The sequence below is a fragment of the Streptomyces olivoverticillatus genome, from assembly GCF_014203555.1.
GTDB classification, from domain to species: Bacteria; Actinomycetota; Actinomycetes; order Streptomycetales; family Streptomycetaceae; genus Streptomyces; species Streptomyces olivoverticillatus.
Map to the genome: position 1 here is coordinate 183,460 of NZ_JACHJH010000005.1, position 25,387 is coordinate 208,846.

General features: G+C 72.1%; 25 protein-coding genes. 18 read left to right on the plus strand and 7 right to left on the minus strand.

Translation table 11 applies throughout. The annotated features are described in order from the left end of the window. Positions 1–50 precede the first annotated feature (50 nt). The 4 genes from alr to FHS39_RS18065 all read left to right on the plus strand — a co-directional run bounded on the left by alr (position 51) and on the right by FHS39_RS18065 (position 3,426). Positions 51–1,256: an alanine racemase gene (gene alr, locus FHS39_RS18050; RefSeq protein WP_184350371.1), complete on the plus strand. Its 1,206-nt coding sequence runs from the start codon at positions 51–53 to the stop codon at positions 1,254–1,256. Further along, positions 1,256–2,491 carry an alpha/beta fold hydrolase gene (locus FHS39_RS18055; RefSeq protein WP_184350626.1) on the plus strand — a complete coding sequence of 412 codons (1,236 nt, stop codon included), beginning with the start codon at positions 1,256–1,258 and terminating at the stop codon, positions 2,489–2,491. The genes alr and FHS39_RS18055 overlap by 1 nt, the downstream gene beginning before the upstream one ends. Positions 2,492–2,552: 61 nt before the next feature. Then, positions 2,553–3,077 (plus strand): tRNA (adenosine(37)-N6)-threonylcarbamoyltransferase complex ATPase subunit type 1 TsaE, encoded by a 525-nt coding sequence (gene tsaE, locus FHS39_RS18060; RefSeq protein ID WP_184350372.1) that lies wholly within the window; start codon positions 2,553–2,555, stop codon positions 3,075–3,077. 166 nt (positions 3,078–3,243) lie between these two features. Then, on the plus strand, positions 3,244–3,426 hold the full coding sequence (locus tag FHS39_RS18065; protein ID WP_184350373.1) for a hypothetical protein: 183 nt from the start codon (positions 3,244–3,246) through the stop codon (positions 3,424–3,426). A 94-nt stretch (positions 3,427–3,520) separates the two neighbouring features. Here the strand turns inward: FHS39_RS18065 and FHS39_RS18070 are convergent, their stop codons facing one another. After that, positions 3,521–4,123 (minus strand): hypothetical protein, encoded by a 603-nt coding sequence (locus FHS39_RS18070; protein ID WP_184350374.1) that lies wholly within the window; start codon positions 4,121–4,123, stop codon positions 3,521–3,523. Between the two features lie 232 nt (positions 4,124–4,355). On the opposite strand from FHS39_RS18070, the gene tsaB reads away from it, so the two are divergent. From tsaB to FHS39_RS18090, 4 genes are all read left to right on the plus strand, one after another. Next, positions 4,356–5,024, plus strand: a complete 669-nt coding sequence (gene tsaB, locus FHS39_RS18075; protein ID WP_184350375.1) for a tRNA (adenosine(37)-N6)-threonylcarbamoyltransferase complex dimerization subunit type 1 TsaB — start codon at positions 4,356–4,358, stop codon at positions 5,022–5,024. A 56-nt stretch (positions 5,025–5,080) separates the two neighbouring features. Continuing rightward, positions 5,081–5,596, plus strand: a complete 516-nt coding sequence (gene rimI, locus FHS39_RS18080) for a ribosomal protein S18-alanine N-acetyltransferase (RefSeq protein ID WP_184350627.1) — start codon at positions 5,081–5,083, stop codon at positions 5,594–5,596. After that, positions 5,580–6,704 (plus strand): tRNA (adenosine(37)-N6)-threonylcarbamoyltransferase complex transferase subunit TsaD, encoded by a 1,125-nt coding sequence (gene tsaD, locus FHS39_RS18085; protein WP_184350376.1) that lies wholly within the window; start codon positions 5,580–5,582, stop codon positions 6,702–6,704. The genes rimI and tsaD overlap by 17 nt, the downstream gene beginning before the upstream one ends. A gap of 111 nt (positions 6,705–6,815) precedes the next feature. Continuing rightward, positions 6,816–7,199, plus strand: a complete 384-nt coding sequence (locus FHS39_RS18090; RefSeq protein ID WP_184350377.1) for a hypothetical protein — start codon at positions 6,816–6,818, stop codon at positions 7,197–7,199. Between the two features lie 10 nt (positions 7,200–7,209). On the opposite strand, the gene FHS39_RS18095 is transcribed toward FHS39_RS18090, so the two are convergent. Then, positions 7,210–8,400, minus strand: coding sequence for a class I SAM-dependent methyltransferase (locus FHS39_RS18095; RefSeq protein ID WP_184350378.1), 1,191 nt, complete (start codon positions 8,398–8,400; stop codon positions 7,210–7,212). 86 nt (positions 8,401–8,486) lie between these two features. Here FHS39_RS18095 and FHS39_RS18100 point away from each other — a divergent pair, with 86 nt between their 5' ends. The 3 genes from FHS39_RS18100 (at position 8,487) to groL (ending at position 11,688) form a co-directional block, all read left to right on the plus strand. Beyond that, positions 8,487–9,344, plus strand: coding sequence for a polysaccharide deacetylase family protein (locus FHS39_RS18100; protein ID WP_184350379.1), 858 nt, complete (start codon positions 8,487–8,489; stop codon positions 9,342–9,344). Positions 9,345–9,640: 296 nt separating this feature from the next. After that, positions 9,641–9,949 (plus strand): co-chaperone GroES, encoded by a 309-nt coding sequence (groES, locus tag FHS39_RS18105; RefSeq protein ID WP_184350380.1) that lies wholly within the window; start codon positions 9,641–9,643, stop codon positions 9,947–9,949. Between the two features lie 116 nt (positions 9,950–10,065). Then, on the plus strand, positions 10,066–11,688 hold the full coding sequence (gene groL / locus FHS39_RS18110; protein ID WP_184350381.1) for a chaperonin GroEL: 1,623 nt from the start codon (positions 10,066–10,068) through the stop codon (positions 11,686–11,688). Positions 11,689–11,811: 123 nt separating this feature from the next. On the opposite strand, the gene FHS39_RS18115 is transcribed toward groL, so the two are convergent. The 3 genes from FHS39_RS18115 to FHS39_RS18125 all read right to left on the minus strand — a co-directional run bounded on the left by FHS39_RS18115 (position 11,812) and on the right by FHS39_RS18125 (position 14,192). Continuing rightward, positions 11,812–12,501, minus strand: coding sequence for an ester cyclase (locus FHS39_RS18115; protein ID WP_184350382.1), 690 nt, complete (start codon positions 12,499–12,501; stop codon positions 11,812–11,814). A gap of 99 nt (positions 12,502–12,600) precedes the next feature. Continuing rightward, on the minus strand, positions 12,601–13,374 hold the full coding sequence (locus tag FHS39_RS18120; protein WP_184350383.1) for an SDR family NAD(P)-dependent oxidoreductase: 774 nt from the start codon (positions 13,372–13,374) through the stop codon (positions 12,601–12,603). After that, positions 13,371–14,192 (minus strand): MOSC domain-containing protein, encoded by an 822-nt coding sequence (locus tag FHS39_RS18125; RefSeq protein ID WP_184350384.1) that lies wholly within the window; start codon positions 14,190–14,192, stop codon positions 13,371–13,373. Before FHS39_RS18125 ends, FHS39_RS18120 begins: the two co-directional genes overlap by 4 nt. Before the next feature lie 81 nt (positions 14,193–14,273). Here FHS39_RS18125 and FHS39_RS18130 point away from each other — a divergent pair, with 81 nt between their 5' ends. Then, a complete protein-coding gene (locus FHS39_RS18130) occupies positions 14,274–15,185 on the plus strand; it encodes a LysR family transcriptional regulator (protein ID WP_184350385.1) in 912 nt (303 codons plus the stop codon). A 94-nt stretch (positions 15,186–15,279) separates the two neighbouring features. Here the strand turns inward: FHS39_RS18130 and FHS39_RS18135 are convergent, their stop codons facing one another. Beyond that, complete coding sequence (locus FHS39_RS18135) at positions 15,280–15,639, minus strand: WhiB family transcriptional regulator (RefSeq protein WP_184350386.1); 360 nt, start codon at positions 15,637–15,639, stop codon at positions 15,280–15,282. A gap of 442 nt (positions 15,640–16,081) precedes the next feature. Between FHS39_RS18135 and FHS39_RS18140 the strand changes: the two genes are divergently transcribed. The 5 genes from FHS39_RS18140 (at position 16,082) to FHS39_RS18160 (ending at position 21,931) form a co-directional block, all read left to right on the plus strand. Beyond that, positions 16,082–16,693 carry a response regulator transcription factor gene (locus tag FHS39_RS18140; protein ID WP_003948568.1) on the plus strand — a complete coding sequence of 204 codons (612 nt, stop codon included), beginning with the start codon at positions 16,082–16,084 and terminating at the stop codon, positions 16,691–16,693. A 368-nt stretch (positions 16,694–17,061) separates the two neighbouring features. Next, entirely contained in the window at positions 17,062–17,637 is a 576-nt protein-coding gene (locus tag FHS39_RS18145; RefSeq protein ID WP_206279852.1) for a sigma-70 family RNA polymerase sigma factor, read from the plus strand. A gap of 133 nt (positions 17,638–17,770) precedes the next feature. Beyond that, positions 17,771–19,273, plus strand: coding sequence for an IMP dehydrogenase (gene guaB, locus FHS39_RS18150; protein WP_184350388.1), 1,503 nt, complete (start codon positions 17,771–17,773; stop codon positions 19,271–19,273). Positions 19,274–19,522: 249 nt separating this feature from the next. Beyond that, positions 19,523–20,650, plus strand: a complete 1,128-nt coding sequence (locus FHS39_RS18155; RefSeq protein ID WP_004955655.1) for a GuaB3 family IMP dehydrogenase-related protein — start codon at positions 19,523–19,525, stop codon at positions 20,648–20,650. A gap of 132 nt (positions 20,651–20,782) precedes the next feature. Continuing rightward, positions 20,783–21,931, plus strand: a complete 1,149-nt coding sequence (locus FHS39_RS18160) for a rod shape-determining protein (RefSeq protein ID WP_184350389.1) — start codon at positions 20,783–20,785, stop codon at positions 21,929–21,931. A gap of 46 nt (positions 21,932–21,977) precedes the next feature. On the opposite strand, the gene FHS39_RS18165 is transcribed toward FHS39_RS18160, so the two are convergent. After that, a complete protein-coding gene (locus FHS39_RS18165) occupies positions 21,978–23,249 on the minus strand; it encodes a nucleotide sugar dehydrogenase (RefSeq protein WP_184350390.1) in 1,272 nt (423 codons plus the stop codon). Between the two features lie 373 nt (positions 23,250–23,622). Here FHS39_RS18165 and FHS39_RS18170 point away from each other — a divergent pair, with 373 nt between their 5' ends. Further along, complete coding sequence (locus tag FHS39_RS18170) at positions 23,623–25,329, plus strand: FAD-dependent oxidoreductase (RefSeq protein WP_184350391.1); 1,707 nt, start codon at positions 23,623–23,625, stop codon at positions 25,327–25,329. Positions 25,330–25,387: the final 58 nt, after the last annotated feature.

The following is a 25,387-nucleotide window of genomic DNA, read 5'->3' on the forward strand; positions in this document are numbered from 1 at the left end:
TCGCCCCCGGCCCGCATACCCCGGCCCGGTGGCCTGAGACACTGGCGGTGATGAGTGAGACACCGATGCGCGCCCGTGCCGTGGTCGACCTGGCCGCCCTGCGGGCCAACGTACGAGCTCTGCGGGCTCGCGCCCCCCGGGCGCAGCTGATGGCCGTCGTCAAGGCGGACGCCTACGGCCACGGCGCGGTGCCGTGTGCCCGCGCGGCCCGGCAGGCCGGCGCCCAGTGGCTGGGCACGGCCACCCCGCAGGAGGCGCTCGCGCTGCGCGCGGCGGGCGACCGCGGCCGGCTGATGTGCTGGCTGTGGACGCCGGGCGGGCCCTGGCGGGAGGCTGTCGAGGCCGACATCGACATCTCGGTCAGCGGGCTGTGGGCCCTGCAGGAGCTCACCGGGGCGGTACGGGCCGCCGGGCGCCCGGCCCGCGTCCAGCTGAAGATCGACACGGGCCTGGGGCGCAACGGCTGCCAGCCCGCGGACTGGGAGAAGCTCGTCGCGGGCGCCGTCGACGCCGAGCGGGAGGGCCTGATCCGGGTCACCGGCATCTGGTCGCACTTCGCCTGCGCGGACGAGCCGGGCCACCCCTCCATCCAGGCCCAGCTGGCCGTCTTCAAGGACGCGGTGGCCTACGCCGAGGCCCAGGGCCTGACCCCCGAGGTGCGGCACATCGCCAACTCCCCGGCGACCCTCACCCTCCCCGAGACCCACTTCGACCTCGTGCGCACCGGCGTCGCCATATACGGCATATCCCCGAGCCCGGAGGTCGGCGCTCCGGATGACTTCGGCCTCCGGCCGGTGATGACGCTGTCCGCCTCCCTCGCCTCGGTCAAGCGGGTGCCGGGCGGGCACGGGGTCTCGTACGGGCACCTGTACACCACGCCGGGCGAGACGACGCTGGCGCTGGTGCCCGTCGGCTACGCGGACGGCATCCCGCGGGCCGCCTCCGGCACCGGCCCGGTGCTGGTCGGCGGCAAGTGGCGCACGGTCGCGGGCCGGGTCGCGATGGACCAGTTCGTGGTGGACCTCGGCGGCGACAGCGCGCACGTGGGCGACGAGGCGGTGCTCTTCGGCCCGGGCGACCGCGGCGAGCCGACCGCCGAGGACTGGGCGCGGGCGACCGGAACCATCGCCTATGAAGTCGTCACGCGCATCTCCGCGCGCGTACCGCGCGTCTATGTCGGTGAGTACGACAGCGACATGTGCGATCAGGGCAACTCCGAACACGACAACGAAGTCGACGACACGGGGGACGCATGATGGGCGAGGGCGACAGTACGGGCACGGGGGTAGCGGGCGGCCTGGGAGCGGCCGCCTGGCGGCGCGGGGCGGGCGTCGCCGGAGCCGCGGTCGGGGTGCTGGCCGCGGGAGCCGCGGTCGGGGTGGCCGCGGAGCGCCTGACGGTCGGGCGCGGCATGCGCCGCAAGGCCCGGCTGGCGCTGGACTCGACCTGCCCGTACGGGACGCTGCGGGGCACGCCGGGCACGGCGGTCACCGACGACGGCACCGAGCTGTACTACGAGGTCGACGAGGTGGACGAGCCCGGCGACCGGCGCGGCTCGCGGTTCTTCGGGCGGCGCCGCGCCGCGCCGCCGGTCACGGTCGTTTTCAGCCATGGTTACTGCCTCAACCAGGACTCCTGGCACTTCCAGCGCGCCGCCCTGCGCGGCGCCGTCCGCATGGTCTTCTGGGACCAGCGCAGCCACGGCCGCTCCGGGCGCGGCAGTACCCCGGGCGTCTCCATCGACCTGCTGGGCCGCGATCTGAAGGCGGTCATCGACGCCGCCGCGCCCGAGGGGCCGCTGGTGCTGGTGGGGCACTCGATGGGCGGCATGACGACCATGGCGCTGGCCGCCCACTTCCCCGAGCTGATCGACGGGCGCGTGGTCGGCGCGGCCTTCGTCGGCACCTCCTCGGGCAGGCTCTCCGAGGTCACCTACGGGCTGCCGGCCGCCGGCATGAGCGTGATCAGGCGGACCGTGCTGCCGGGCGCCTTCAAGCTGATGACGGCGCAGACCGCGCTGGTCGAACGGGGCCGACGGGCCGGCTCCGAGATCGTCGGCGGCGTCATCAAGCGCTACTCGTTCGGCTCCCGGGATGTGGACCCGGCGGTGGCCCGCTTCGCCGAGCGGATGATCGAGGCGACCCCGGTGGACGTGGTCGCCGAGTTCTACCCGGCCTTCGCCGAACACGACAAGATCGAGGCGCTGTGCGCCTTCGACGACCGTCCGGTGCTCGTCCTGGCGGGCGAGAAGGACATGATCACCCCGGCCACCCACAGCCAGGCGATCGCGGAGGCACTGCCGGACGCGGGGTTCGTGGTGGTGCCGGGGGCGGGGCATCTGGTGATGCTGGAGCAGCCCGCCGCGGTGAACGAGCACCTGAACGAGGTCCTGGCGGCGGTGTCGCCGCTCCACGGGGGCTCGGCCCGTCCGGCGTTCGAGGACGACGCGCGGCAGAGCGGACAACGGGGCCCGGGGGCCTGCCCCGGGTAGCGGGAAAGGGGCGGGCCGGGGGAGAAGGCCGCCGGAGGCCACCCCGGTACCATCGGCCGGTATGAACGCCCCGCACGCCACCCCGTCCGCCCCCACCGCGCAGCTCACCGTCAAGTCCGCCGAAAGCATGCGGGACTTGGGCCGCAAGCTGGCCGCCCTGCTGCGCCCCGGCGACCTCGTGCTGCTCTCCGGCGAGCTCGGTGCCGGCAAGACCACGCTGACGCGCGGGCTCGGCGAGGGGCTGGGCGTGCGCGGCGCCGTCACCTCGCCCACGTTCGTGATCGCCCGGGTGCACCCCCCGCTGGGCGACGGCCCGGCCCTGGTGCACGTGGACGCCTACCGGCTCTCCGGCGGCCTCGACGAGATGGAGGACCTGGACCTCGACGTCTCGCTGCCCGAGTCCGTGATCGTCGTGGAGTGGGGCGACGGCAAGGTCGAGGAGCTCTCCGAGGACCGGCTGCGGGTCGTCATCGAGCGCGCGGTGGGCGCGGACGCCCCGGTGGACGACGCGGACGACGTGCGCAGCGTGACCGTCACCGGCATCGGCGCCCGCTGGGAGGGCACGGACTTCGCGCCGCTGGGCTGAACCGCTGCTGGGCTGAACCGCTGCTGGGCCGAACCGCGCGACGGCTGTACGTTCCGACAAGCCGTCGGCAAGATGTTGCGTGGTCGGTACCGGGCGTGGTCACATGGAAGCCAGAGAGACGGTTAGGTCTACCTAAGTAGCCCCGAGTGGGTCCCAGGAGGCACTCATGTCGGCCAACGAACCTGCCGCCGCCATGGCCGACCGCTCCGGCGAGGAGCGGTCCCCCTCGATGCGTGACCTCCTCGCGGCCTGTGCCGCGGCCGACGCGGTCTCGACGCCGCCGAAGACGCCCCCGGCGGACCCCGCCGAGCCGGAAGAGCGCCCGGCCCCCAGGCCGCACGCAGCCTGAGCCGCCCGAGCGGAATTTCCGCCCTCCGGCTGAAGGCCGAGGCGGTCCACAGGACGCCCTACAGGACGACGACGCCCTACAGGACGCAAACGCCTTACAGGACGACGACGACCTTCGTGTTGTTCACCGCGAACTCCCACATCGCCTGGCCGTCCGCCGGCGTCTCCCGGATGCCGCCCGTCTTCTTCCCCGAGGCCGGGTTCGGCGACGAACCGTCGACGGCCGCGCTGAAACCGAAGACGATCCCGCTCGCACCCTGGTGGAAGCGCACCACGTGCTCGATCGGGATCCCGTCCGACCCGGTGACGTTCGCCGAGCGCGAGGTCACCGCGTAGCTGCCCGGCGGCGGGTTCACCGCGCTGGGCGAGACCTGGAAGCTGCGGGTGGCCTTGCCGTCGGAGCCCACCAGCCACACCCGCTTCTGTGCGAGCGCGTAGACGACCCGCAGGCCCGTGCCCGAGCCCTGCGGCACCGGGGGCTGCGAACCCTGCGCCTTGTCGCCCGCGTCGCCACCCGGCTTGCCGGCGTCCTGGCCGCCCTTGCCCTTGTCCGCCCCGCCGGAGGGCGAGGGGCTCGCGGCGTGGGCGCGCGCCGGACGGTCGGGCGCGGCCTCCGCCTGGACGGCGAGGAAGCCGACCCCGGCCAGGGCCGCCGCGGTGAGCGCGGCCACGATGACCCCCGAGCTGCTGCGTCCCACGCTGCGCACCCCTTCATCTGCTGCTTGTGCTGCGTCTGCGAGCCGCCGGGCGGCCGGGCCGTCGCGGGTGTGACCCTTACGGCCGTATCCCCGCGATCGCCGCGCCGCCGCCCCCGCGGCCGCTCGTACGACTATGCGGCTGACCGTAGCACCCGGTCCGCGCCCCCGCCGCGCCCCCGGCGGAGGCCAATGCGCGCACCGGACGCCCCACGCCGCGCCGTAGGCTTGTCACGTGCTGCTGCTCGCTCTGGATACCGCCACCCCCGCTGTCACCGTCGCCCTGCACGACGGCGAGTCCGTCATCGCCCGGTCCGACCAGGTCGACGCCCGCCGCCACGGCGAGCTGCTGCTGCCCGCAGTGGACCGGGTGCTCGCCGAGGCCGGCCGCACGCTGGACGCGGTGACCGGGATCGTCGTCGGTGTGGGCCCCGGTCCGTACACCGGCCTGCGCGTCGGCATCGTCACGGCCGCGACCTTCGGCGCCGCCCTCTCCGTCCCCGTCCACGGCCTGTGCACGCTGGACGGCATCGCGTACGCGGCCGGACAGGCGGGCCTGACCGGCGAGTTCGTCGTGGCGACGGACGCCCGCCGCAAGGAGGTCTACTGGGCGCGGTACGCGGACGCCCGCACCCGGCTCACCGAGCCCGCCGTCGACCGCCCCGCCGAACTGCCCGAGCAGATCGCCTCCATGCCGTCCGTGGGCGCGGGCGCGGCGCTCTACTCCGGGGTCTTCACGGACGTACGGGAAGAGCTGCCGCAGCACCAGTCGGCGGCCGCGCTGGCCGAGCTCGCCGCCGAGAAGCTGCGCACGGGCGGGGAGTTCCTGCCGGATCAGCCGCTCTACCTGCGCCGCCCGGACGCCCAGGTGCCGGCCAACTACAAGGTGGTCACGCCCAAGTGACCGGGACCGACAACAGCCCGAACGGGGCGGGCGCGCCGGACGTCCGCATCCGTGAGATGCGCTGGTGGGACATCGGGCCGGTGCTGGAGCTTGAGCGCGAGCTCTTCCCGCACGACGCCTGGTCCAAGGGCCTGTTCTGGTCCGAGCTCGCGCACGCGCGCGGGGCGAACGCCAACCGCCGCTACGTCGTGGCGCAGACGCCGGACGGGATCGTCGGATACGCCGGGCTCGCCGTCATTGACGGGACCGGGGACGTCCAGACCATCGCCGTGGACCAGGGCTACTGGGGCACGGGCCTGGGCGCCCGGCTCCTGAGCGAGCTGCTGCGGACCGCGACGGCCTTCGAGTGCCGCGAGGTGCTCCTCGAAGTGCGCGTCGACAACACCCGCGCCCAGCGCCTGTACGAGCGCTTCGGCTTCGAGCCCGTCGGCATCCGCCGCGGCTACTACCAGCCGGGCAACGTCGATGCGCTCGTCATGCGCATGATCCCCGCGTCGGAGCCCTCCGGCGCATCCGCATCCTCCGACGCCGCAGACTCAGAACAAGGAACACCTCATGGCTCGCAAGGCTGACGAACCCCTCGTCCTCGGCATCGAAACCTCGTGCGACGAGACCGGCGTCGGCATCGTCCGCGGCCACACGCTGCTGGCCGACGCGGTCGCCTCCAGTGTCGACGAGCACGCCCGCTTCGGCGGCGTGGTCCCCGAGGTCGCCAGCCGGGCGCACCTGGAGGCCATGGTCCCCACGATCCAGCGCGCCCTGAAGGAAGCGGGGGTGAGCGCGAAGGACCTCGACGGCATCGCGGTCACGGCGGGCCCGGGCCTCGCGGGCGCCCTGCTCGTCGGCGTCTCGGCGGCCAAGGCCTACGCCTACGCCCTGGGCAAGCCGCTGTACGGGGTCAACCACCTCGCCTCGCACATCTGCGTGGACCAGCTGGAGCATGGCGCGCTGCCCGAGCCGACGATGGCGCTGCTCGTCTCCGGCGGGCACTCCTCGCTGCTGCTCGCGCCCGACATCACCTCCGACGTGCGCCCCCTCGGCTCGACGATCGACGACGCCGCGGGCGAGGCCTTCGACAAGATCGCCCGGGTGCTGCACCTGGGCTTCCCCGGCGGCCCGGTCATCGACCGCTACGCCCGCGAGGGCGACCCGGCCGCGATCCGCTTCCCGCGCGGCCTGACGGGCCCTCGTGACCCCCTATACGACTTCTCCTTCTCGGGCCTGAAGACGGCGGTCGCCCGCTGGATCGAGGCCAAGCGCGCGGCCGGCGAGGAGGTGCCGGTGGCGGACGTCGCGGCCTCCTTCCAGGAGGCGGTGGTGGACGTACTGACCCGCAAGGCCGTCCGCGCCTGCAAGGACGAGGGCGTCGACCACCTGATGATCGGCGGCGGCGTGGCCGCCAACACCCGCCTGCGCGCCATGGCCGAGCGCCGCTGCGAGGACGCGGGCATCACGCTGCGCGTCCCCCGCCCGAAGCTGTGCACGGACAACGGCGCGATGGTGGCGGCGCTGGGCGCGGAGATGGTGGCGCGGGGGCGCGCGGCGTCCTCGTGGGACCTCTCGGCGGATTCGTCGCTGCCGGTCACGGAGACGCATGTGCCGGGGCACGAGCACGGTCACGGGCATGACCACGATCACGACCACTTCCACGAGCTGAGCAAGGACAATCTGTACTCGTGAGGGGGGAGTCGTGACGGGGGAGTAGCACCTCTGTCCGACGCCTTATCCTGTTGCGCGAGCAGCGGCACGGTCCTGCTCGTACAGGGGACACGGGGAAGGCGGCGATCCGCAGTGGAATGGTTCTGGTGGGCGTTCATTTTCGCCGGGCCGGCTGCCGGCATCGTCGCCAAGGTCACCGAACCCGTCCGCACCGGGCTCAAGATGCGCCACGAGCGCAAGCTGGCGGAGCTCGATGCACAGCGTGAGGCGCAGCGCGAGGAGCGCGCCGCGCTGGAGGCGGCGGGCAAGCAGCCCGCGCCGGTGTGCGGCTGCGGACACCACCTGGCCAAGCACGACAAGCAGGGCAAGTGCCATGAGTCGGTCGAGGTGGCCGTCGCCTGGGACGCGGACAAGAAGCCGGTCCGCTACGAGCCGGGCCAGTGCAACTGCCAGCAGTACGTGGGCCCGCAGCCGCTGACGACGTTCTACGCGGAAGACCTCACGGACCTCGACTAGCCCTGAGCGGCTACGCCCGGACGGGCTGCCCCAGCAGCATCGCGGGGGCGCCCGCCACCCGCGTCAGGACGATCACGCAGGAGTTCGGCCCGGTGGGCTTGAGCTTCTTGCGCAGGTCCTCCGGCTCCACCGCGGAACCCCGCTTCTTGATCACGACCACCCCGATCCCGCGCTCGCGGACGAGGGCCTTGAGCTTCTTGAGGTTGAAGGGCAGCACGTCGGTGATCTCGTACGCCGCCGCATAGGCGGTGGCGCGCAGCTCGTCAGACGTCACGTACGCGATCGTCCCGTCGATCAGGCCGCCGGCCAGCTCCTCGGCGGCCTCGGCCACCAGGTGGGCGCGGATGACCGCGCCGTCGGGCTCGTAGAGGTAGCGGCCCACCGGCCGCACGGCCGGGTCCGGCAGGCCGCGGCCGGTCAGCGAGGCGCCGCCCGGCAGCAGCGTCGCCCTCCGTGCGCCCGGCTCGGTGCCGAACCACAGCACGGCCTCCTTCACATCGCCGCCGTCCGAGATCCACTCCGCCTCGGCCTCGTCCGGGACCGCCTCGTGCGGCACCCCGGGGGCGATCTTGAGGGCGGCGTACGGCGCCTTGCGCGCCGCCTCCACGGCCCAGGACAGCGGGGGCGAATACGCCTCCGGGTCGAAGATCCGGCCGCGGCCGCCGCGCCGTGCCGGGTCGACGAAGACGGCGTCGTAGCCGGAGGTGTCGATGTCCGCGACGTCGGCGCAGCGCACCTCGATCAGCTCGGACAGGCCCAGCGCCTCGGCGTTGGCCCGGACGGCCTCGCAGGTCAGCGGGTCGCGGTCGACGGCCAGCACCGAGATCCCGGCCCGTGCGAGCGCGATCGCGTCGCCGCCGATGCCGCAGCAGAGGTCGGCCAGACGGCGCACACCGAGCGCGGCGAAGCGCCGGGCGCGGTAGGCGGCGACCTCAGCGCGCGTGGACTGCTCCACGCCGTGGGGCGTGAAGTACATGCGGTAGGCGTCCTCGGCGCCGAACTTCGCTACCGCGCGCTGTCGCAGCCGCGCCTGCCCCAGCGCCGCCGAGACCAGCTCGGCGGAGTGCTCGCGGCGCAGCCGGGTCGCCGTGGCCAGCTCCTGCGCGGGATCGTGGTCGCGGAGCTCGTCGAGGAGGCGGCGGCCCTCGTCGGTGAGGAGCGGGGCGAGGCCGGTCTGGTTCGGTGCGGACACGAGTCTCATTCTCGCCGACGCCCGGCGGGCGGCCCGCCCGGCCACCGGCGGAACCCCCGTCGCCGCATCCGAACTCGTGCACAACAATCGGCAGTGTGAGCCCGTCGATATCCGGCCGCCTGCGCGCCGCCACCCTCGCCTCCGCCCTGCTGCTGACCGCCGCCCTCTCCGGCTGCTCCGGCTCGTCCTCCTCCGGTGGCGGGGCCGCGGCGCACAGCGCCCCGCCGTCGAAGCCGAAGGCCTCGGCCTCCGCCACGCCGGACGCCGCCGCCTACCGCCGCTGGGGCCTGGACAAGCCGCTGGCCGCGCCTCCGGCCCCGCCCGCGGTCAAGCCCGTCAAGGGCGGCAAGGAGGGCGGCACCCCGCAGATAGTCCGGCGCATACCGACCAGCGACAAGGTCGTCTTCGTGACCTTCGACGACGGGGCCGAGAAGGACCCGCGGTTCGTGCAGATGGCGCAGGACCTGAAGTTCCCCTTCACGATGTTCCTGACGGACTCCATAGCCCGCGCGGGCAGCGGCTACGGCTACTTCGACAAGCTGCGGGCCCTCGGCAACGGCATCGACAACCACACCCTGACCCACCCCAACCTGCGGACGCTCTCCGCCGAGGCCCAGCACCACGAGATATGCGGGCAGCAGGACGTCCTCCAGAAGCGGCTCGGCAGCCGCCCGTCACTCTTCCGGCCGCCCTACGGCAACTACAACGACCACACACTGGCCGCCGCCGCGGGCTGCGGCATCCACACGGTGGTGCTGTGGGAGGCGACGATGCAGATCAACGACATGCGCTACGCCGAGGGCGACAAGCTGCACCCCGGCGACATCATCCTGGCCCACTTCCGCGGCCCGTCGGAGCTCAAGGGCACCTCGATGACCGAGATGACGGCCAACATGCTCCGCAGCATCCAGGCCCAGGGCTTCACGGTGGCCCGGCTGGAGGACTACGTCTGAGGCGGCGGGGCCAGGCGTAGCGCGGCCCGCGCCGGGGTACGGCTGCTCTCCGGGACCGAACCGGCGGCCGGAGAGGCGCCGAACCGGGGCCGATCCAGCCGAGCGCGCCGCACGGCGAATTGGCACTCCGCTTGACCGAGTGCTAACCGCGTCATAGTCTCGGCTTCGTTGGCACTCTCCACCGGTGAGTGCCAGACACAGCGACGGGCAGGTTCCGGCACCCGCGACGACGGACCCAGCTGGTCGCCACCTCAGACAGTTAACCCCGCGAGATCTCCGAAGGGGGAGGTCGGATCGTGACGACCGCCAGCTCCAAGGTTGCCATCAAGCCGCTCGAGGACCGCATCGTGGTCCAGCCGCTCGACGCCGAGCAGACCACGGCCTCTGGCCTGGTCATTCCGGACACTGCCAAGGAGAAGCCCCAGGAGGGCGTCGTCCTGGCCGTGGGCCCGGGCCGCTTCGAAGAGGGCAACCGCATTCCGCTCGACGTGACCGTCGGCGATGTCGTGCTCTACAGCAAGTACGGCGGCACCGAGGTGAAGTACAACGGCGACGAGTACCTCGTCCTCTCGGCTCGCGACGTCCTCGCGATCGTCGAGAAGTAATTCACCCGAAGCTCTCGAGCTTTCGAAGCTTTAGTTCTGCGCCCCTGGTTCCCGCGTTCAACGACCCGGGTGCCCGGGGCGCAGTTCGTTTAGAGATGGCGAAGGATACGTAACCCATGGCGAAGACCCTGAAGTTCGACGAGGACGCCCGTCGCGCCCTTGAGCGCGGCGTCAACAAGCTTGCCGACACCGTGAAGGTGACGATCGGCCCGAAGGGCCGCAACGTCGTCATCGACAAGAAGTTCGGCGCACCCACCATCACCAACGACGGTGTCACCATCGCCCGCGAGGTCGAGCTCGACGACCCGTACGAGAACCTCGGCGCCCAGCTCGTCAAGGAGGTGGCGACCAAGACCAACGACATCGCGGGTGACGGCACCACCACCGCCACCGTGCTGGCCCAGGCGCTGGTCCGCGAGGGTCTGCGCAACGTCGCCGCCGGCGCCTCCCCGGCCGCCCTGAAGAAGGGCATCGACGCCGCCGTCAAGGCCGTCTCCGAGGACCTGCTCGCGACCGCCCGCCCGATCGCCGACAAGGCCGACATCGCCGCCGTCGCCGCGCTCTCCGCGCAGGACAAGCAGGTCGGCGAGCTCATCGCCGAGGCGATGGACAAGGTCGGCAAGGACGGTGTCATCACCGTCGAGGAGTCCAACACCTTCGGCCTGGAGCTCGACTTCACCGAGGGCATGGCCTTCGACAAGGGTTACCTCTCGCCGTACATGGTCACCGACCAGGAGCGTATGGAGGCCGTCCTCGACGACCCGTACATCCTGATCCACCAGGGCAAGATCGCCTCCATCCAGGACCTGCTCCCGCTGCTGGAGAAGATCATCCAGGGCGGTGGCTCCAAGCCGCTGCTGATCATCGCCGAGGACGTCGAGGGCGAGGCGCTCTCCACCCTCGTCGTCAACAAGATCCGCGGCACGTTCAACGCCGTGGCCGTCAAGGCCCCGGGCTTCGGCGACCGCCGCAAGGCGATGCTCGGCGACATGGCCGCCCTGACCGGCGCCACCGTCATCGCCGAGGAGGTCGGCCTCAAGCTCGACCAGGCCGGCCTGGACGTGCTGGGCTCCGCCCGCCGCGTGACCATCACCAAGGACGACACCACGATCGTCGACGGTGGCGGCAACCACGACGACGTCGTCGGCCGCGTCGCCCAGATCAAGGGCGAGATCGAGACCACCGACTCCGACTGGGACCGCGAGAAGCTCCAGGAGCGCCTCGCCAAGCTCGCCGGTGGCGTCTGCGTCATCCGTGTGGGTGCGGCCACCGAGGTCGAGCTCAAGGAGAAGAAGCACCGTCTGGAGGACGCCATCTCCGCGACCCGCGCCGCGGTCGAGGAGGGCATCGTCTCCGGTGGCGGTTCCGCGCTCGTCCACGCCGCCAAGGTGCTGGAGGACGGCCTGGGCAAGGAGGGTGACGAGGCCACCGGTGTCGCCGTCGTCCGCCGCGCCGTCGTCGAGCCGCTGCGCTGGATCGCCGAGAACGCCGGCCTCGAGGGCTACGTCATCACCTCCAAGGTGGCGGAGCTCGAGAAGGGCCAGGGCTTCAACGCCGCGACCGGCGAGTACGGCGACCTGGTGAAGGCCGGCGTCATCGACCCGGTCAAGGTCACCCGCTCCGCCCTGGAGAACGCCGCCTCCATCGCCTCCCTGCTGCTCACGACCGAGACCCTGGTCGTCGAGAAGAAGGAAGAGGAGGCCGCCGAGGCCGGTCACGGCCACGGCCACGCGCACTGACGCAGCCACCGCATCACGCCGGGGCCCGGCCTCCCGCAAGGGGGGCCGGGCCCCGGCGCGTTCGGGCAGCTCTGTTTCCGGCAGCTCCGCTTCCAGGAGCCCGCTTCGGGGGGCTCCGCCGCGTTACTCCGCGGCCAGCTGCCGCATCAGGCTCCGCACGTCGTAGGCCCACCAGCCCTCGCAGATCTTCCCGCCCTCGAAGCGGAAGATCGTGGTCCCGGTCATCTGTGCCTCCCGGCCGGTGGGCTGGAGGTCCATGAAGTCGCCCTCGTGGGTGCCCTGCCAGGTCCAGCGGGTGGCGACCAGGTCGCCCTCGGCGAGCTGGTCGTGCAGGGTGAAGCGGAAGTCGAACCCCTGGCGCCAGCGGGCGACGTCGTCCTTGACGGACCGGATGCCCACTCCCTCGTACCCCTTGACGGGGTCGTGGTCGCGGTAGTTCTCGGTGAAGAGGCCGTCGGCGACGTCGAGGTGGCCGCCGACCGCCATCTCCTCGAAGAAGCGGCGGGCCGTGGCCTTGTTCAGCTGCTCGTCGCGGACCACGTCGAGGTCGGTGAAGGACGGGGCGCCGTCGCACAGCGCGACCATCTCCTCGAAGATCCGGTTGGTCTCCGGGAGGTCGGAATTGGCCATCGCGGCCTCGTGGGACGGGAACTCGATGATCTCGACGTAGTGCTCGGCATCGGCGAGGTCCCGGCCGACGACCGCATGGGTGGCGGTCCGCTTGCCCTCGGTCTGGGCGACCCAGCTGTCCATCAGCCGGTTCATGTCGTCGTACCGGCGAGTCTTGCAGTCGACTATCTGTACGAATGTCATGATGCCTCCCGGGTGATATGTCCAAGTTAGGGCGTGTCCGATGGGTCGGTACAGGCCCTGGCCCTGGGGCCGCCCGGGAGGCATGCCCGGCGGCAGCCGTCAGTTGGGCCCGTACCTGCGGCCCGTGGTGGCGCTCGCGCGGGAGACCGCGCGGCGCGGAGCCAGCTTCATCAGGCCGGTGAGCGCCTTGTAGCGGGGGTCCGGAATGGACAGCGACTTGCCGCGGGCCAGGTCCTTGAGCGCCGCGTCCACCAGCTTGTCCGCGTCCAGCCACATCCAGCCCGGTACGTTCTCGGTGCCCATCCCGGCCCGCTGGTGGAACTCGGTGCGGACGAAGCCCGGGCACAGCGCCATCAGCCGCACCCCGCTGCCCGCCAGATCGCGCGCCGCGCCCTGGGTGAACTGCACCACCCACGCCTTGCTCGCCCCGTACGTGCCGCGCGGCACGAAGGCGGCGACGGACGCGACGTTGACCACGCCGCCGCGCCTGCGCTCGCGCATCCCGGCGGCCGCCGCCGACGTCAGCCGCAGCACCGCCTCGCAGTGCACCTTGAGCATGGTGAGCTCGTCGGCCATGGAGACTTCGAGGTAGCGGCCCTTGTTGCCGAAGCCCGCGTTGTTGACGAGCAGGTCCACCGGGTTCTTCCGGTCCGAGAGCCGGGCCTCGACCGCCTCGATGCCCTTCTCCTCCGACAGGTCGGCGCGGAGCACCTCCGCCTCCACCCGGTGCCGGTCGTGGAGTTCGGTCGCCTGTTCGCGCAGTCGCTTCTCGTCGCGGGCCACGAGGACCAGGTTGTGTCCGTCGGCAGCCAGGCGCCGGGCGAAGGCCGCGCCGATGCCGGCCGTCGCCCCCGTGATCAGTGCAGTCGTCATACAGGCACGTTAGTGGCCGGTGGAGCTACTTCGAAGCCTTCCTTCCGCTCTTGGCCTCCGCCAAGGCCCCCGGCGGCGGACTTCCGGCCTTCCCCGAACGCCAGGGCCTTCTCCCGCATCTCGGACGGCAGCGCCTGACCGGCGGCCAGAAGGCGGGGCAGCAGGGCCCGTTCGGTGGTCAGGGCGCGGAAGGCGAAGGAGATGGTCACCTCGTGTCCGGGCCGGTGCACCACGGTGACGGGATCACCCGCACGGATCTCTCCCGGCTCGACGACGCGCAGATACGCCCCCGGTGCGGCCGCCTGGGTGAACCGCTTCATCCAGCCCGTCTCGCCCAGCCAGTCGGCGAACACCCGGCAGGGGATGCGCGGCGCGGAGACCTCCAGCAGCAGATCCGTACCTATGCGCCAACGCTCTCCGATGCGCGCGCCATTGACGTCGAGTCCGCTGGTGGTGAGGTTCTCGCCGAAGGAGCCGCCGGGCAGCGGGCGGCCGAGCTCGCGCTCCCAGGCGTCGAGATCCTCGCGCGCGAAGGCGTACACCGCCTGGTCGTCGCCGCCGTGGTGGCGCAGGTTGACCACCGCGTCCCCGGCGAGGCCGCTGCCGCCCGTGCCCTTCGGGCCGGGGGCCGCCACCGCGACGCCGCCGTCGGCCGGGCGCTTGTCGATGCCGCTGCCGAGGCCATCGGTGAAGGCGCCCTCGCAGCCCGCGCGGTCGGCGGACCGGGCGCGGCCGACGTTGACGGAGAGGAGCCGGCCGGGCGGCACGGCCGCGAGGACGGAAGCGGGGGCGGCACAAGGGGAGGAAGGCGACGGCATGGCACAGAAGCCTAGGCGAGAAGGCTCAAAGTGCCCACCCAATATTTCGCGACGCCTCCAAGTTGGGCTTATGCTCGACCTATGATCGAGGCTCGTCATCTCAGGGTGCTGCGCGCCGTGGCCACCACCGGTTCGTTCTCCGCCGCCGCGCGTGAGCTGGGCTGCACCCAGCCCGCCGTCAGCCAGCAGATGAAGGCCCTGGAGCAGTCGACGGGCACCCCGCTGCTGATCCGCACGGGCCGCGAGATGCGGCTGACCGAGGCGGGCGAGGCGCTCGTGCGGCACGCCTCGGGCATCCTGGCCGGGCTGACCGCGGCCGAGGAGGAGATCGCGGCGATCGCCGGGCTGCGGGCCGGGCGGGTGCGGCTGGTGTCCTTCCCCAGCGGTAGCTCGACGCTGGTGCCGGGCGCGCTCGCCGAGATGCGCGCGGCGCATCCGGGCACGAGGGTCTCGCTGGTCGAGGCCGAGCCGCCACGCTCGGTGGAGATGCTGCGCGAGGGCGAGTGCGAGATCGCGCTGGCCTTCCGCTACCCCGACGTGCGCGGCGCCGACCCGTCCGCGGGTGCGGAGTGGGACGACCTGGTCGTACGGCCGCTGCTCACCGACCGCCTCATCGGCGTGGTGCCGGAGGGGCACCGGCTGGCCGGGGCGGAGCGGATCGGGATAAGCGAGCTGGAGCGGGAGCCGTGGATCGCGGGCTGCCCGCGGTGCCGCCGGCATCTGGTGGAGGTGTGCGAGAGCGCCGGGTTCACGCCTCGGATCGACTTCGCGACGGACGACTACCCGGCGGTCTTCGGGCTGGTCGGGGCCGGGCTCGGGGTGGCCGTGATGCCCGAGCTGGCGCTGGAGTCGGTGCGGCCCAAGGGAGCGCGGACGGTGCCGGTGGAGCCGGTGGTGCACCGCGAGATCGTCGCACTCACCCTGCCGGACCTGGCCAGGGTGCCCGCCGTCGGGGCCATGCTCGACAAGCTGGCGGAGGCCGCACAGCGCTGAGGCGGCGGCCGTTCGAAACGTTTCTGCGTACGTTTCCGCGTACGTGTCCGGGTGAAGCGGGGCAGGTGCCGTCAGGGAAGTGCCGCCACCCCGCTCATGGCACCGGCGCGCGCGCCGTGTTGGGGCTTGTGTCGGGGCTCGGGCCCGCGCCCGTGCCGTTCGCGGCGATGGAGCGGTGCCGCGCGCGCCCCATAAGCTCCTCGCGCTCGTCCTCGGTGAGGCCGCCCCACACTCCGTAGGGCTCCCGTACGGCCAGCGCGTGCGCCGCGCATTCCGCGCGTACAGGGCAGCGCATGCACACTTCCTTCGCGGACGTCTCGCGCGCGCTGCGCGCGGCGCCCCGTTCGCCCTCGGGGTGGAAGAAGAGCGAGCTGTCGACCCCGCGGCAGGCCGCGAGCAGCTGCCAATCCCACAGGTCGGCGTTGGGACCGGGAAGGCGGGAGAAATCTGCCATTGCTTATCCCCTCGAAACGATCTGCCGAAGTGATCCGGGTGATCCGGGTGGTCCGAAGTGATCCGATGCAGGTACCCAAGCCGCAGGCGCTCATCCATGACCGTCTGAGCAGATGAAAATATGACTCATTGCGAATCTAGCCACAGACACCAGCAAATGGGAAGAAAAACAGGTCCGAGTGGGCAAATGGGGCATAGCTTGAGTTGAAGGGCGGGCGCCCCCCGTGCGCCCTGCTCCGTATCCGCACCCTCACGTAGAGTGCCGAACGTGGTCGACCGAACCCGTAACTCTTTCGGGTGACCGTCGTTGAGAGTGCGGAGGCGGTTGACGGATTAATCAGCCGGGCGCAAGGCAGGCGGCCGGGCCCCGTCAACCGCACAGGTGACGATCAATACAGCCTCTGGAGGCTCAAGGTGACGCGCATCAGCTGCGGAGGACGGCCATGACATCCGTCCTCGTCTGCGACGACTCCCCGCTTGCCCGAGAAGCGCTCCGTCGCGCGGTGGCGACCGTGCCCGGCGTCGAGCGCGTGACGACGGCGGCCAACGGCGAGGAAGTCCTCCGCCGCTGGGGCGCCGATCGTTCGGACCTCATTCTGATGGACGTACGCATGCCCGGACTCGGGGGTGTGGAGACCGTCCGCCGGCTGCTCTCCGCCGACCCCGGCGCCCGGATCATCATGCTGACGGTGGCCGAGGACCTGGACGGGGTCGCGCTCGCGGTCGCCGCCGGGGCGCGCGGCTATCTGCACAAGGACGCCTCGCGCGCCGAGCTGCGCGCGACCGTCACGCAGGCGCTCGCCGACCCCACCTGGCGGCTCGCCCCGCGGCGGCTGCGCTCGGCCGAGATGGGCGCTGCGCCCACCCTCACCGCGCGCGAGATCCAGGTGCTCGAAGGCATGAGCCATGGACGGTCCAACGCCGAGATCGGCCGCGAGCTCTTCCTCTCCGAGGACACCGTCAAGACCCACGCGCGACGGCTGTTCAAGAAGCTGGGCGCCTCGGACCGGGCGCACGCGGTGGCGCTCGGCTTTCGCTGGGGGCTGGTGCGCTAGGCGCGGTGTGGCGCGCAGCGTCGTGAGGTCGCGGTGCGCGCCACCCGGCGGGTGGTGCCTGCCGCGACCTCACGACGTCGGCGTCCGACGCCGAAACTCCGAGGGATGCCGCATCCTTGGAGTGTGACTCCTCCCCGGCAGGAGCCGAGGCTTTGCACTCGGCCCCAAGAGACCTCATGACGGACAAGCCCTGCCCGCCGCCGTACGGCACGGGCGCAAGCTACCGGTGGAGTCGTGAGTGCAGGGGCGGGCATACCCGAAAGGGGGAGGCGCTAGACGTGAGTGCGACGACACCGACGCGTAACGGTTCGATGCACAACCACGAGGGTGGTGCCACGGAAGGTTCCACACCGAGGCACCATGGACCGATGCGCGACGACGACACGACAGCCATTGGCGCGCTCGTCGCCCGCGCGGTCGAGGGCGACCGGCAGGCCACCCACGACCTGCTCGCCCTCGTGCACCCTCTTGCGCTGCGCTACTGCCGCACCAGGCTGTCGCGGCTGCCGGGCGATGCCCGGCACTTCGTGGACGACCTGGCGCAGGAGGTCTGTCTCGCGGTGCTGTGCGCCCTGCCGCGCTACCGCGACACCGGGCGGCCCTTCGAGGCCTTCGTCGTGGCCATCGCCGCGCACAAGGTCGCCGACCTCCAGCGGGCCGCCATGCGCCATCCCGGCAGTACGGCCGTGCCCTCCGACGAGATGCCGGAGCAGCCGGACGACTCCCTCGGCCCCGAGGAGCGGGCGCTGCTGAGCAGCGACGCGGAGTGGGCCAAGAAGCTCCTCGCCAACCTTCCGGAGAATCAGCGCGAGCTGGTTCTGCTGAGGGTCGCCGTGGGGCTCACGGCCGAGGAGACCGGGCAGATGCTGGGCATGTCGCCGGGCGCCGTACGGGTCGCCCAGCACCGTGCCCTCAGCAGGCTCCGGGCCCTCGCCGAACAGTGAACGATCAGCCGACCGCGAGGCCTCTCGTGCGAATCTCCAAGTGACGAGTGACTCAGCCGTCGTGGAATGGGACACCCCCGGCGGCCGTTAGCATGGGAGTCCTCGCCGAGGCAAGACCATTTGGGAAGGTGTCATGACTGACAACGTCGACGGAATGCCCGGGAAATTCGCGATGCTCGGTCTGACATACGACGACGTCCTGCTGCTGCCGGGCGCCTCAGAGGTCCTGCCGAACGCCGTGGACACCTCCTCCCGGATCTCGCGGAACGTACGGGTCAACATCCCGCTGCTGTCCGCTGCGATGGACAAGGTGACCGAGGCGCGGATGGCCATCGCCATGGCGCGCCAGGGCGGTGCGGGCGTGCTGCACCGCAACCTCTCCATCGAGGACCAGGCCAACCAGGTCGACCTGGTCAAGCGCTCGGAGTCCGGCATGGTCTCCGACCCGATCACGGTCCGCCCGGACGCCACGCTGGCCGAGGCGGACGCGCTGTGCGCCAAGTTCCGCATCAGCGGTGTGCCGGTGACCGACCCCGCGGGCAAGCTGCTGGGCATCGTCACCAACCGCGACATGGCCTTCGAGATGGACCGCGGCCGCCAGGTGCGCGAGGTCATGACGCCGATGCCGCTGGTGACGGGCAAGGTCGGCATCTCCGGCGAGGACGCCATCGAGCTGCTCCGCCGCCACAAGATCGAGAAGCTGCCGCTGGTGGACGACGCCGGTGTGCTCAAGGGCCTCATCACGGTCAAGGACTTCGTCAAGGCCGAGAAGTACCCGAACGCCGCGAAGGACTCCGAGGGCCGGCTGGTCGTCGGTGCCGCGGTCGGCGTGGGCGACGAGGCCTACGAGCGGGCCCAGGCGCTCGTCGAGGCCGGTGCCGACTTCCTGGTCATCGACAGCGCCCACGGCCACAGCCGCGGCATCCTCGACATGATCGCCAAGGTCAAGTCCAACATCGACGTCGACGTGGTCGGCGGCAACGTCGCCACCCGTGACGGCGCCCAGGCCCTGATCGACGCCGGCGTGGACGGCGTCAAGGTCGGTGTCGGCCCGGGCTCCATCTGCACCACCCGAGTGGTCGCCGGCATCGGCGTCCCGCAGGTCACCGCCATCTACGAGGCCGCGCAGGCCTGCCACGCGGCGGGCGTCCCGCTGATCGGCGACGGCGGCCTGCAGTACTCGGGCGACATCGCCAAGGCGATCGCGGCCGGTGCCGACACGGTGATGCTCGGCTCGCTGCTGGCGGGCTGCGAGGAGTCGCCGGGCGAGATGGTCTTCATCAACGGCAAGCAGTTCAAGTCCTACCGGGGCATGGGCTCGCTGGGCGCGATGCAGTCGCGCGGCCAGGCCCGCTCGTACTCCAAGGACCGCTACTTCCAGGACAACGTCCTCTCCGAGGACAAGCTCGTGCCCGAGGGCATCGAGGGCCAGGTGCCCTACCGCGGCCCGCTCGCCTCGGTCGCGCACCAGCTCATCGGCGGTCTGCGGGCCTCCATGGGCTACGTCGGCTCGGCGAACGTCCAGGAGCTCAAGGACAAGGGCACCTTCGTCCGCATCACCGCTGCGGGCCTCAAGGAGAGCCACCCGCACGACATCCAGATGACGACCGAGGCGCCGAACTACTCGCGGCGCTGAGGCCGGGTCTCCGGCCGGGGGTCCGGGGGTCGTCCCCCGGGTGGGGCTGTCAGATGACGACCGAGGCGCCGAACTGCTCGCGCCGCTGATTGTCGGAATCCACAACCGCCGGGCGGGCTGATCATTCAGCCCGCCCGGCGGTTTGCGGTCCGGGGGTGCAGGGCCAGGGTGCGGATCCGCCCGCCGCCGAACCGCACGGCGTCGGGGATACTGGGATGCGGCAGACGTGCAGAAGGAAAGGCCACACACGTGACTGAGATCGAGATCGGGCGCGGCAAGCGCGGCCGCCGGGCGTACGCATTCGACGACATTGCGGTCGTCCCGAGTCGCCGTACCCGCGACCCGAAGGAGGTCTCGATCGCCTGGCAGATCGACGCCTACCGCTTTGAGCTGCCGTTCCTGGCCGCCCCCATGGACTCGGTCGTCTCGCCCGAGACCGCCATCCGCATCGGCGAGCTGGGCGGCCTCGGCGTGCTCAACCTTGAGGGCCTGTGGACCCGCTACGAGGACCCCGAGCCGCTGCTGGCCGAGATCGCCGAGCTCGACGAGCACGCGGCCACCAAGCGCATGCAGGAGATCTACGCCGCTCCCATCAAGGAGGAGCTGATCGGCCAGCGCATCAAGGAGGTCCGCGACTCCGGTGTCGTGACCGCCGCCGCGCTCTCGCCGCAGCGCACCGCGCAGTTCTCCAAGGCCGTCGTCGACGCGGGCGTGGACATCTTCGTCATCCGCGGCACGACCGTCTCCGCCGAGCACGTCTCGGGCGCCGCCGAGCCGCTGAACCTCAAGCAGTTCATCTACGAGCTCGACGTCCCGGTCATCGTGGGCGGCTGCGCCACCTACACCGCGGCCCTGCACCTGATGCGCACGGGCGCGGCCGGCGTCCTCGTCGGCTTCGGCGGCGGTGCCGCGCACACCACCCGCAACGTCCTGGGCATCCAGGTCCCGATGGCGACCGCCGTCGCCGACGTGGCCGCCGCCCGCCGCGACTACATGGACGAGTCCGGCGGCCGCTACGTCCACGTCATCGCCGACGGCGGCGTGGGCTGGTCCGGCGACCTGCCGAAGGCCATCGCCTGCGGTGCCGACGCCGTGATGATGGGCTCCCCGCTGGCCCGCGCCACGGACGCCCCGGGCCGCGGTCACCACTGGGGCATGGAGGCCGTCCACGAGGACGTGCCGCGCGGCAAGCGCATGAACCTGGGCGCGGTCGGCACGACCGAGGAGATCCTGCTCGGCCCCTCGCACACCCCGGACGGTTCGATGAACTTCTTCGGCGCCCTGCGCCGGGCGATGGCGACCACGGGCTACAGCGAGCTCAAGGAGTTCCAGCGCGTCGAGGTGACGGTCGCCCCGTCGCAGCACGACAATCGCTGACGCTTCGTCTTCTTGAAGGCCCGGTCCGCTTCGGCGGGCCGGGCCTTCGGGCTCTCCGCCCGCCCGCTGCCCGCCTGCCGTTTCGCCGTTAGCTCCGTATAAGCATTCGATCATAGGGAATACTGGCGACTTATGGCGCAAAGCAAGTCGTTCAGCGGCAGGGACATGGGCATCGACCTCGGCACCGCGAACACGCTGGTGTACGTGCGGGGGAAGGGGGTGGTGCTCAACGAGCCCTCGGTCGTCGCGGTCAACGCCGAGGACGGCAGCGTGCTGTCGGTCGGCTCGGAGGCCAAGGAGACCATCGGCCGCACTCCGTCGAACATCGTCGCCATCCGTCCGCTGCGCGACGGCGTCATCGCCGACTTCGAGATAGCCGAGCGGATGCTGCGGCACTTCATCAAGAAGGTCGTGGGCAACCGCCGCTTCACCCGGCCGCGCGTCGTGGTGTGCGTGCCCTCGGGCATCACCGGCGTCGAGCGGCGCGCGGTCATCGAGGCCGCGGCCCAGGCCGGGGCGCGGCAGGTGCACCTGGTCGAGGAGCCGATGGCGGCGGCGATCGGCGCGGGACTGCCGGTCAGCGAGCCGACCGGCTGCATGGTCGTCGACGTCGGCGGCGGTACCACCGAGGTCGCCGTGATCTCGCTGGGCGGCATCGTCACCGCGCGCTCGGTGCGGACGGCGGGCGACGCGATGGACGCGGCGATCATCTCCTACGTGAAGAAGGAGTACGCCCTGGCCATCGGCGAACGGACCGCCGAGGCGCTCAAGATGAGCATCGGCTCCGCCTCGCCCACCGGCTTCGGCTACTCGTCGGAGGCCGGGCTCGCGGCCCTCGCCCGGCAGGTGGCCAAGGCCGGCGACGAGGCGGGCGGCGACCCGGAGGAGACCCAGGGCCTGCGGCCCGGGGACCGCTTCACCATCCGCGGCCGGGACCAGGTCAGCGGCCTGCCCAAGACGCTGGAGCTGACGGCCGACGAGATCCGGCACGCGCTGTCCGAGCCGGTGGACGCCATCGTCATGGCCGTCCGCCAGACCCTGGACGAGACCCCGCCGGAGCTGGCCGGCGACATCATGGACCGCGGCGTCGTCCTCACCGGCGGCGGCGCGCTGCTGCGCGGCCTGGACGTGCGGCTGAGCTCGGAGCTCGACATCCCCGTGATCGTCGCGGACGACCCGCTGGACTGCGTGGCGATCGGCACCGGCCGCTGCGTGGAGGACTTCGCGGCGCTGCGGACGGTCCTGGACGCCCAGCCGCGCCTGCTGGCGGGACGGCTGTAGGCGGCGGTTGCAGGGAGGGCGGGGGCGGATACGGCAGGGCTGTGCCCTAGAGCCGGTGGGCCGCCCCCGCCGGGCTCGCACCCCGGGTGTCCAGCAGCAGCTGGGCCTTCACCGCGAGCCCCTGGAGGTCGTAGGTGCGGTGGGGCTGGAGAAGGACCGTCAGATCCGCCTCGGCCGCGGCCTCGTACAGGCAGTCCGCCCGGGGCACCGGCCGCCCCAGCACGCTCCACTCGTGCACATAGGGGTCGTGGTAGCTGAGCTGCGCCCCCAGCTCCATCAGACGTGAGGCGACTTCCCGCGCGGGTGAGCCCTCCTGGTCGCCGGTGTCCGGCTTGTAGCTGACGCCCAGCAGCAGGACGCGTGCCCCGCGCGCCGACTTGCCGTGCTCGTTGAGCAGGGTGGCGGACCGCTGGGTGACGTAGCGCGGCATCCGCCCGTTGACCTCCTGCGCCAGCTCCATCATGCGCAACGGGTAGCCGAGGCTGCGGCCCTTGTAGGAGATGTAGTTGGGGTCGATGGGCACCCCGTGCCCGCCCACCCCGGGCCCGGGCCGGAAGGCCTGGAAGCCGAACGGCTTGGTCTCGGCGCAGCGCACGACGTCCCACAGGTCGACGCCGATGTCGTGGCAGAAGACCGCCATCTCGTTGGCCAGCGCGATGTTGACGTACCGGTAGTTGCTCTCCAGGACCTTGACCGCCTCGGCCTCGCGCGGCCCGCGGGCGCGTACGACCTTCTCGCAGATCCGCCCGTAGAAGGCGGCGGCGGCCTCGGTGCAGGCGGGGGTGAGGCCGCCGATGACCTTGGGGGTGTTGGCGACGCCGTGGCGGCGGTTGCCGGGGTCGAGGCGGCTGGGGGAGTAGGCGAGGTGGAAGTCCTGGCCCGCGCGCAGCCCCGAGCCGGCTTCGAGGAGGGGGCGCAGGAAGTCCTCGGTGGTGCCGGGGGAGACGGCGGACTCCAGGACGACGGTGGTGTGCGGGCGGAGCCGGGGCGCGAGCGCGCGGGCCGCCTCGCCGACGGCGGTGAGGTCCAGCGCCCGGTCCTCGCCGAGCCGGGTGGGGGCGCAGATCACGGCCGTACGGACCTTGCCGAGTTCGGCGTCGTCGGTGGTGGGGCGGAAACCGGCGGAGAGCATGCGGCGGATTCCGGCGGCCGTGAGGGAGCCGTCGCCGCCGTCGAAGGGGGGACGGCCGGCGCGGAGTTCGGCGACGGCGTGCGGGTCCGGGTCGTAGCCGGTGGTGGCCACGGAGGCGGCGGTGGCGGCCTGGGCGAGGGGAAGGCCGAGGGGGCCGAGTCCGATGACGGCGAGATCTGCGGGCATGGCGGGATGCGGTCCTTCCCGGAGGAGGCGTCCGGAGGGATGGCGGCGGGGCGGCGCGGGCTGGCGGCGGGAGTCGGCGGGGGAATCGGCGGGGGACCGGCGGGGGAGACCGTCCGAAATCAGCTGGTACATCAGGTTAAGCGGATATATGACTGACTTCCGGTATTGTCGCGGCGCGGCTCGTCCCGGAATGATTTCGGGCACCTTCTGGCGGCTTCCGTCTTCCTCCCGGCCCGAATCCGAGCGGTCCCAACACGGCCGAAGCAGCCGATCTGGGGCAGCATCGAAGGAGCAGGGGTGCCCGCCCGGCGTGGCGCATCGGCATCGGCAGGTCACCGGCATGGGCAGCGGCAGCGGTCAGCGGGAGGCAGTGGTGAGGACAGCGACACTCGGGCCGGCCGAGCGCGGTGCGGCGCTCGCCCGGATGGCGGAGCGGGAACTGGACATCCTGGTGGTCGGCGGCGGTGTCGTCGGCGCGGGCACCGCGCTCGACGCGGCGACCCGCGGGCTGGTCACCGGGATCGTCGAGGCGCGCGACTGGGCCGCGGGCACCTCCAGCCGGTCCAGCAAGCTCATCCACGGGGGTCTGCGCTATCTGGAGATGCTCGACTTCGCCCTCGTCCGGGAGGCCCTCAAGGAGCGTGGACTGCTGCTCCAGCGGCTGGCCCCGCACCTGGTCAAGCCGGTGCCCTTCCTCTATCCGCTCCAGCACAGAGGCTGGGAGCGCCTGTACGCGGGCTCGGGCGTGGCGCTGTACGACGCAATGTCCCTCTCCTCCGGCCACGGCCGCGGACTGCCCGTCCACCGCCACCTCACGCGCAAGAAGGCGCTGCGCGTCGCGCCCTGCCTGCGCAAGGACGCGCTGGTCGGCGCCCTCCAGTACTACGACGCGCAGATGGACGACGCGCGCTACGTCACCACCCTCGTGCGCACCGCCGCCGCCTACGGTGCGGACGCCGCCAACCGGGCCCGCGTCGTGGGCTTCCTGCGCGAGGGCGAACGGGTGGTCGGCGCGCGGGTGCGGGATCTGGAGCAGGGCGGCGAGTTCGAGATCCGGGCCCGTCAGATCGTCAATGCCACGGGGGTGTGGACGGACGACACGCAGCAGCTCATCGCCGAGCGCGGCCAGTTCCACGTACGGGCCTCCAAGGGCATCCACCTGGTCGTCCCCAAGGACCGTATCCACTCCACGACCGGGCTGATCCTGCGCACCGAGAAGAGCGTGCTGTTCGTCATCCCCTGGGGCAGGCACTGGATCATCGGCACGACGGACACGGACTGGGACCTGGACAAGGCGCACCCGGCGGCCTCCAGTGCGGACATCGACTACCTGCTGGAGCACGTGAACTCCGTGCTCGCCGTGCCGCTCACCCGCGCCGACGTGCAAGGCGTCTACGCGGGGCTGCGCCCCTTGCTGGCCGGCGAGTCGGACGCGACCAGCAAGCTCTCGCGCGAGCACACGGTGGCGCACCCCGTGCCCGGCCTGGTGGTCGTGGCGGGCGGCAAGTACACGACCTACCGCGTGATGGCCAAGGACGCGGTGGACGAGGCGGTGCACGGGCTCTCCCAGCGGGTCGCCGACTGCGTCACGGAAGACGTGCCCCTGGTGGGCGCGGAGGGCTACCGCGCCCTGTGGAACGGGCGCGCCCAGCTGGCCGTGCGCACGGGGCTGCACGTGGCCCGGATCGAACACCTGCTCAACCGGTACGGCTCGCTCGTGGACGAGGTGCTGGCCCTGGTCGTCGACGACCCGTCCCTCGGCCAGCCGCTGGGCGGCGCCGAGGACTATCTGCGGGCGGAGGTCGTCTACGCCGCCTCGCACGAGGGCGCGCGCCACCTGGACGACGTGCTCACGCGCCGCACCCGCATCTCGATCGAGACCTTCGACCGCGGCGCGCGCTGCGCCCGTGAGGCCGCCGGTCTGATGGCGCCGGTCCTGGGGTGGGACGCGGCGCAGGTCGTCAAGGAGGTCGAGCACTACGAGAAGCGCGTGGAGGCGGAGCGCGAGTCGCAGCTGCAGCCCGACGACCTGACGGCGGACGCGGCCCGGCTGGGCGCCCCGGAGATCCAGCCGATCTAAGCGGCCTCGGTGAAGTGCAGTGCTGATCCTCCCGCGCCCACCCAGGTCGGCGCCTTGG

Excerpts from the sequence above, each read along its gene's own strand:
- alr (WP_184350371.1), top strand. The coding sequence starts at position 51 with ATGAGTGAGACACCGATGCGCGCCCGTGCCGTGGTCGACCTGGCCGCC.
- FHS39_RS18055 (WP_184350626.1), top strand. The coding sequence starts at position 1,256 with ATGGGCGAGGGCGACAGTACGGGCACGGGGGTAGCGGGCGGCCTGGGA.
- tsaE (WP_184350372.1), top strand. The coding sequence starts at position 2,553 with ATGAACGCCCCGCACGCCACCCCGTCCGCCCCCACCGCGCAGCTCACC.
- FHS39_RS18065 (WP_184350373.1), top strand. The coding sequence starts at position 3,244 with ATGTCGGCCAACGAACCTGCCGCCGCCATGGCCGACCGCTCCGGCGAG.
- rimI (WP_184350627.1), top strand. The coding sequence starts at position 5,081 with ATGCGCTGGTGGGACATCGGGCCGGTGCTGGAGCTTGAGCGCGAGCTC.
- tsaD (WP_184350376.1), top strand. The coding sequence starts at position 5,580 with ATGGCTCGCAAGGCTGACGAACCCCTCGTCCTCGGCATCGAAACCTCG.
- FHS39_RS18095 (WP_184350378.1), bottom strand. The coding sequence starts at position 8,400 with ATGAGACTCGTGTCCGCACCGAACCAGACCGGCCTCGCCCCGCTCCTC.
- groL (WP_184350381.1), top strand. The coding sequence starts at position 10,066 with ATGGCGAAGACCCTGAAGTTCGACGAGGACGCCCGTCGCGCCCTTGAG.
- FHS39_RS18115 (WP_184350382.1), bottom strand. The coding sequence starts at position 12,501 with ATGACATTCGTACAGATAGTCGACTGCAAGACTCGCCGGTACGACGAC.
- FHS39_RS18120 (WP_184350383.1), bottom strand. The coding sequence starts at position 13,374 with ATGACGACTGCACTGATCACGGGGGCGACGGCCGGCATCGGCGCGGCC.
- FHS39_RS18125 (WP_184350384.1), bottom strand. The coding sequence starts at position 14,192 with ATGCCGTCGCCTTCCTCCCCTTGTGCCGCCCCCGCTTCCGTCCTCGCG.
- FHS39_RS18130 (WP_184350385.1), top strand. The coding sequence starts at position 14,274 with ATGATCGAGGCTCGTCATCTCAGGGTGCTGCGCGCCGTGGCCACCACC.
- FHS39_RS18135 (WP_184350386.1), bottom strand. The coding sequence starts at position 15,639 with ATGGCAGATTTCTCCCGCCTTCCCGGTCCCAACGCCGACCTGTGGGAT.
- FHS39_RS18140 (WP_003948568.1), top strand. The coding sequence starts at position 16,082 with ATGACATCCGTCCTCGTCTGCGACGACTCCCCGCTTGCCCGAGAAGCG.
- FHS39_RS18145 (WP_206279852.1), top strand. The coding sequence starts at position 17,062 with ATGCGCGACGACGACACGACAGCCATTGGCGCGCTCGTCGCCCGCGCG.
- guaB (WP_184350388.1), top strand. The coding sequence starts at position 17,771 with ATGACTGACAACGTCGACGGAATGCCCGGGAAATTCGCGATGCTCGGT.
- FHS39_RS18160 (WP_184350389.1), top strand. The coding sequence starts at position 20,783 with ATGGCGCAAAGCAAGTCGTTCAGCGGCAGGGACATGGGCATCGACCTC.
- FHS39_RS18165 (WP_184350390.1), bottom strand. The coding sequence starts at position 23,249 with ATGCCCGCAGATCTCGCCGTCATCGGACTCGGCCCCCTCGGCCTTCCC.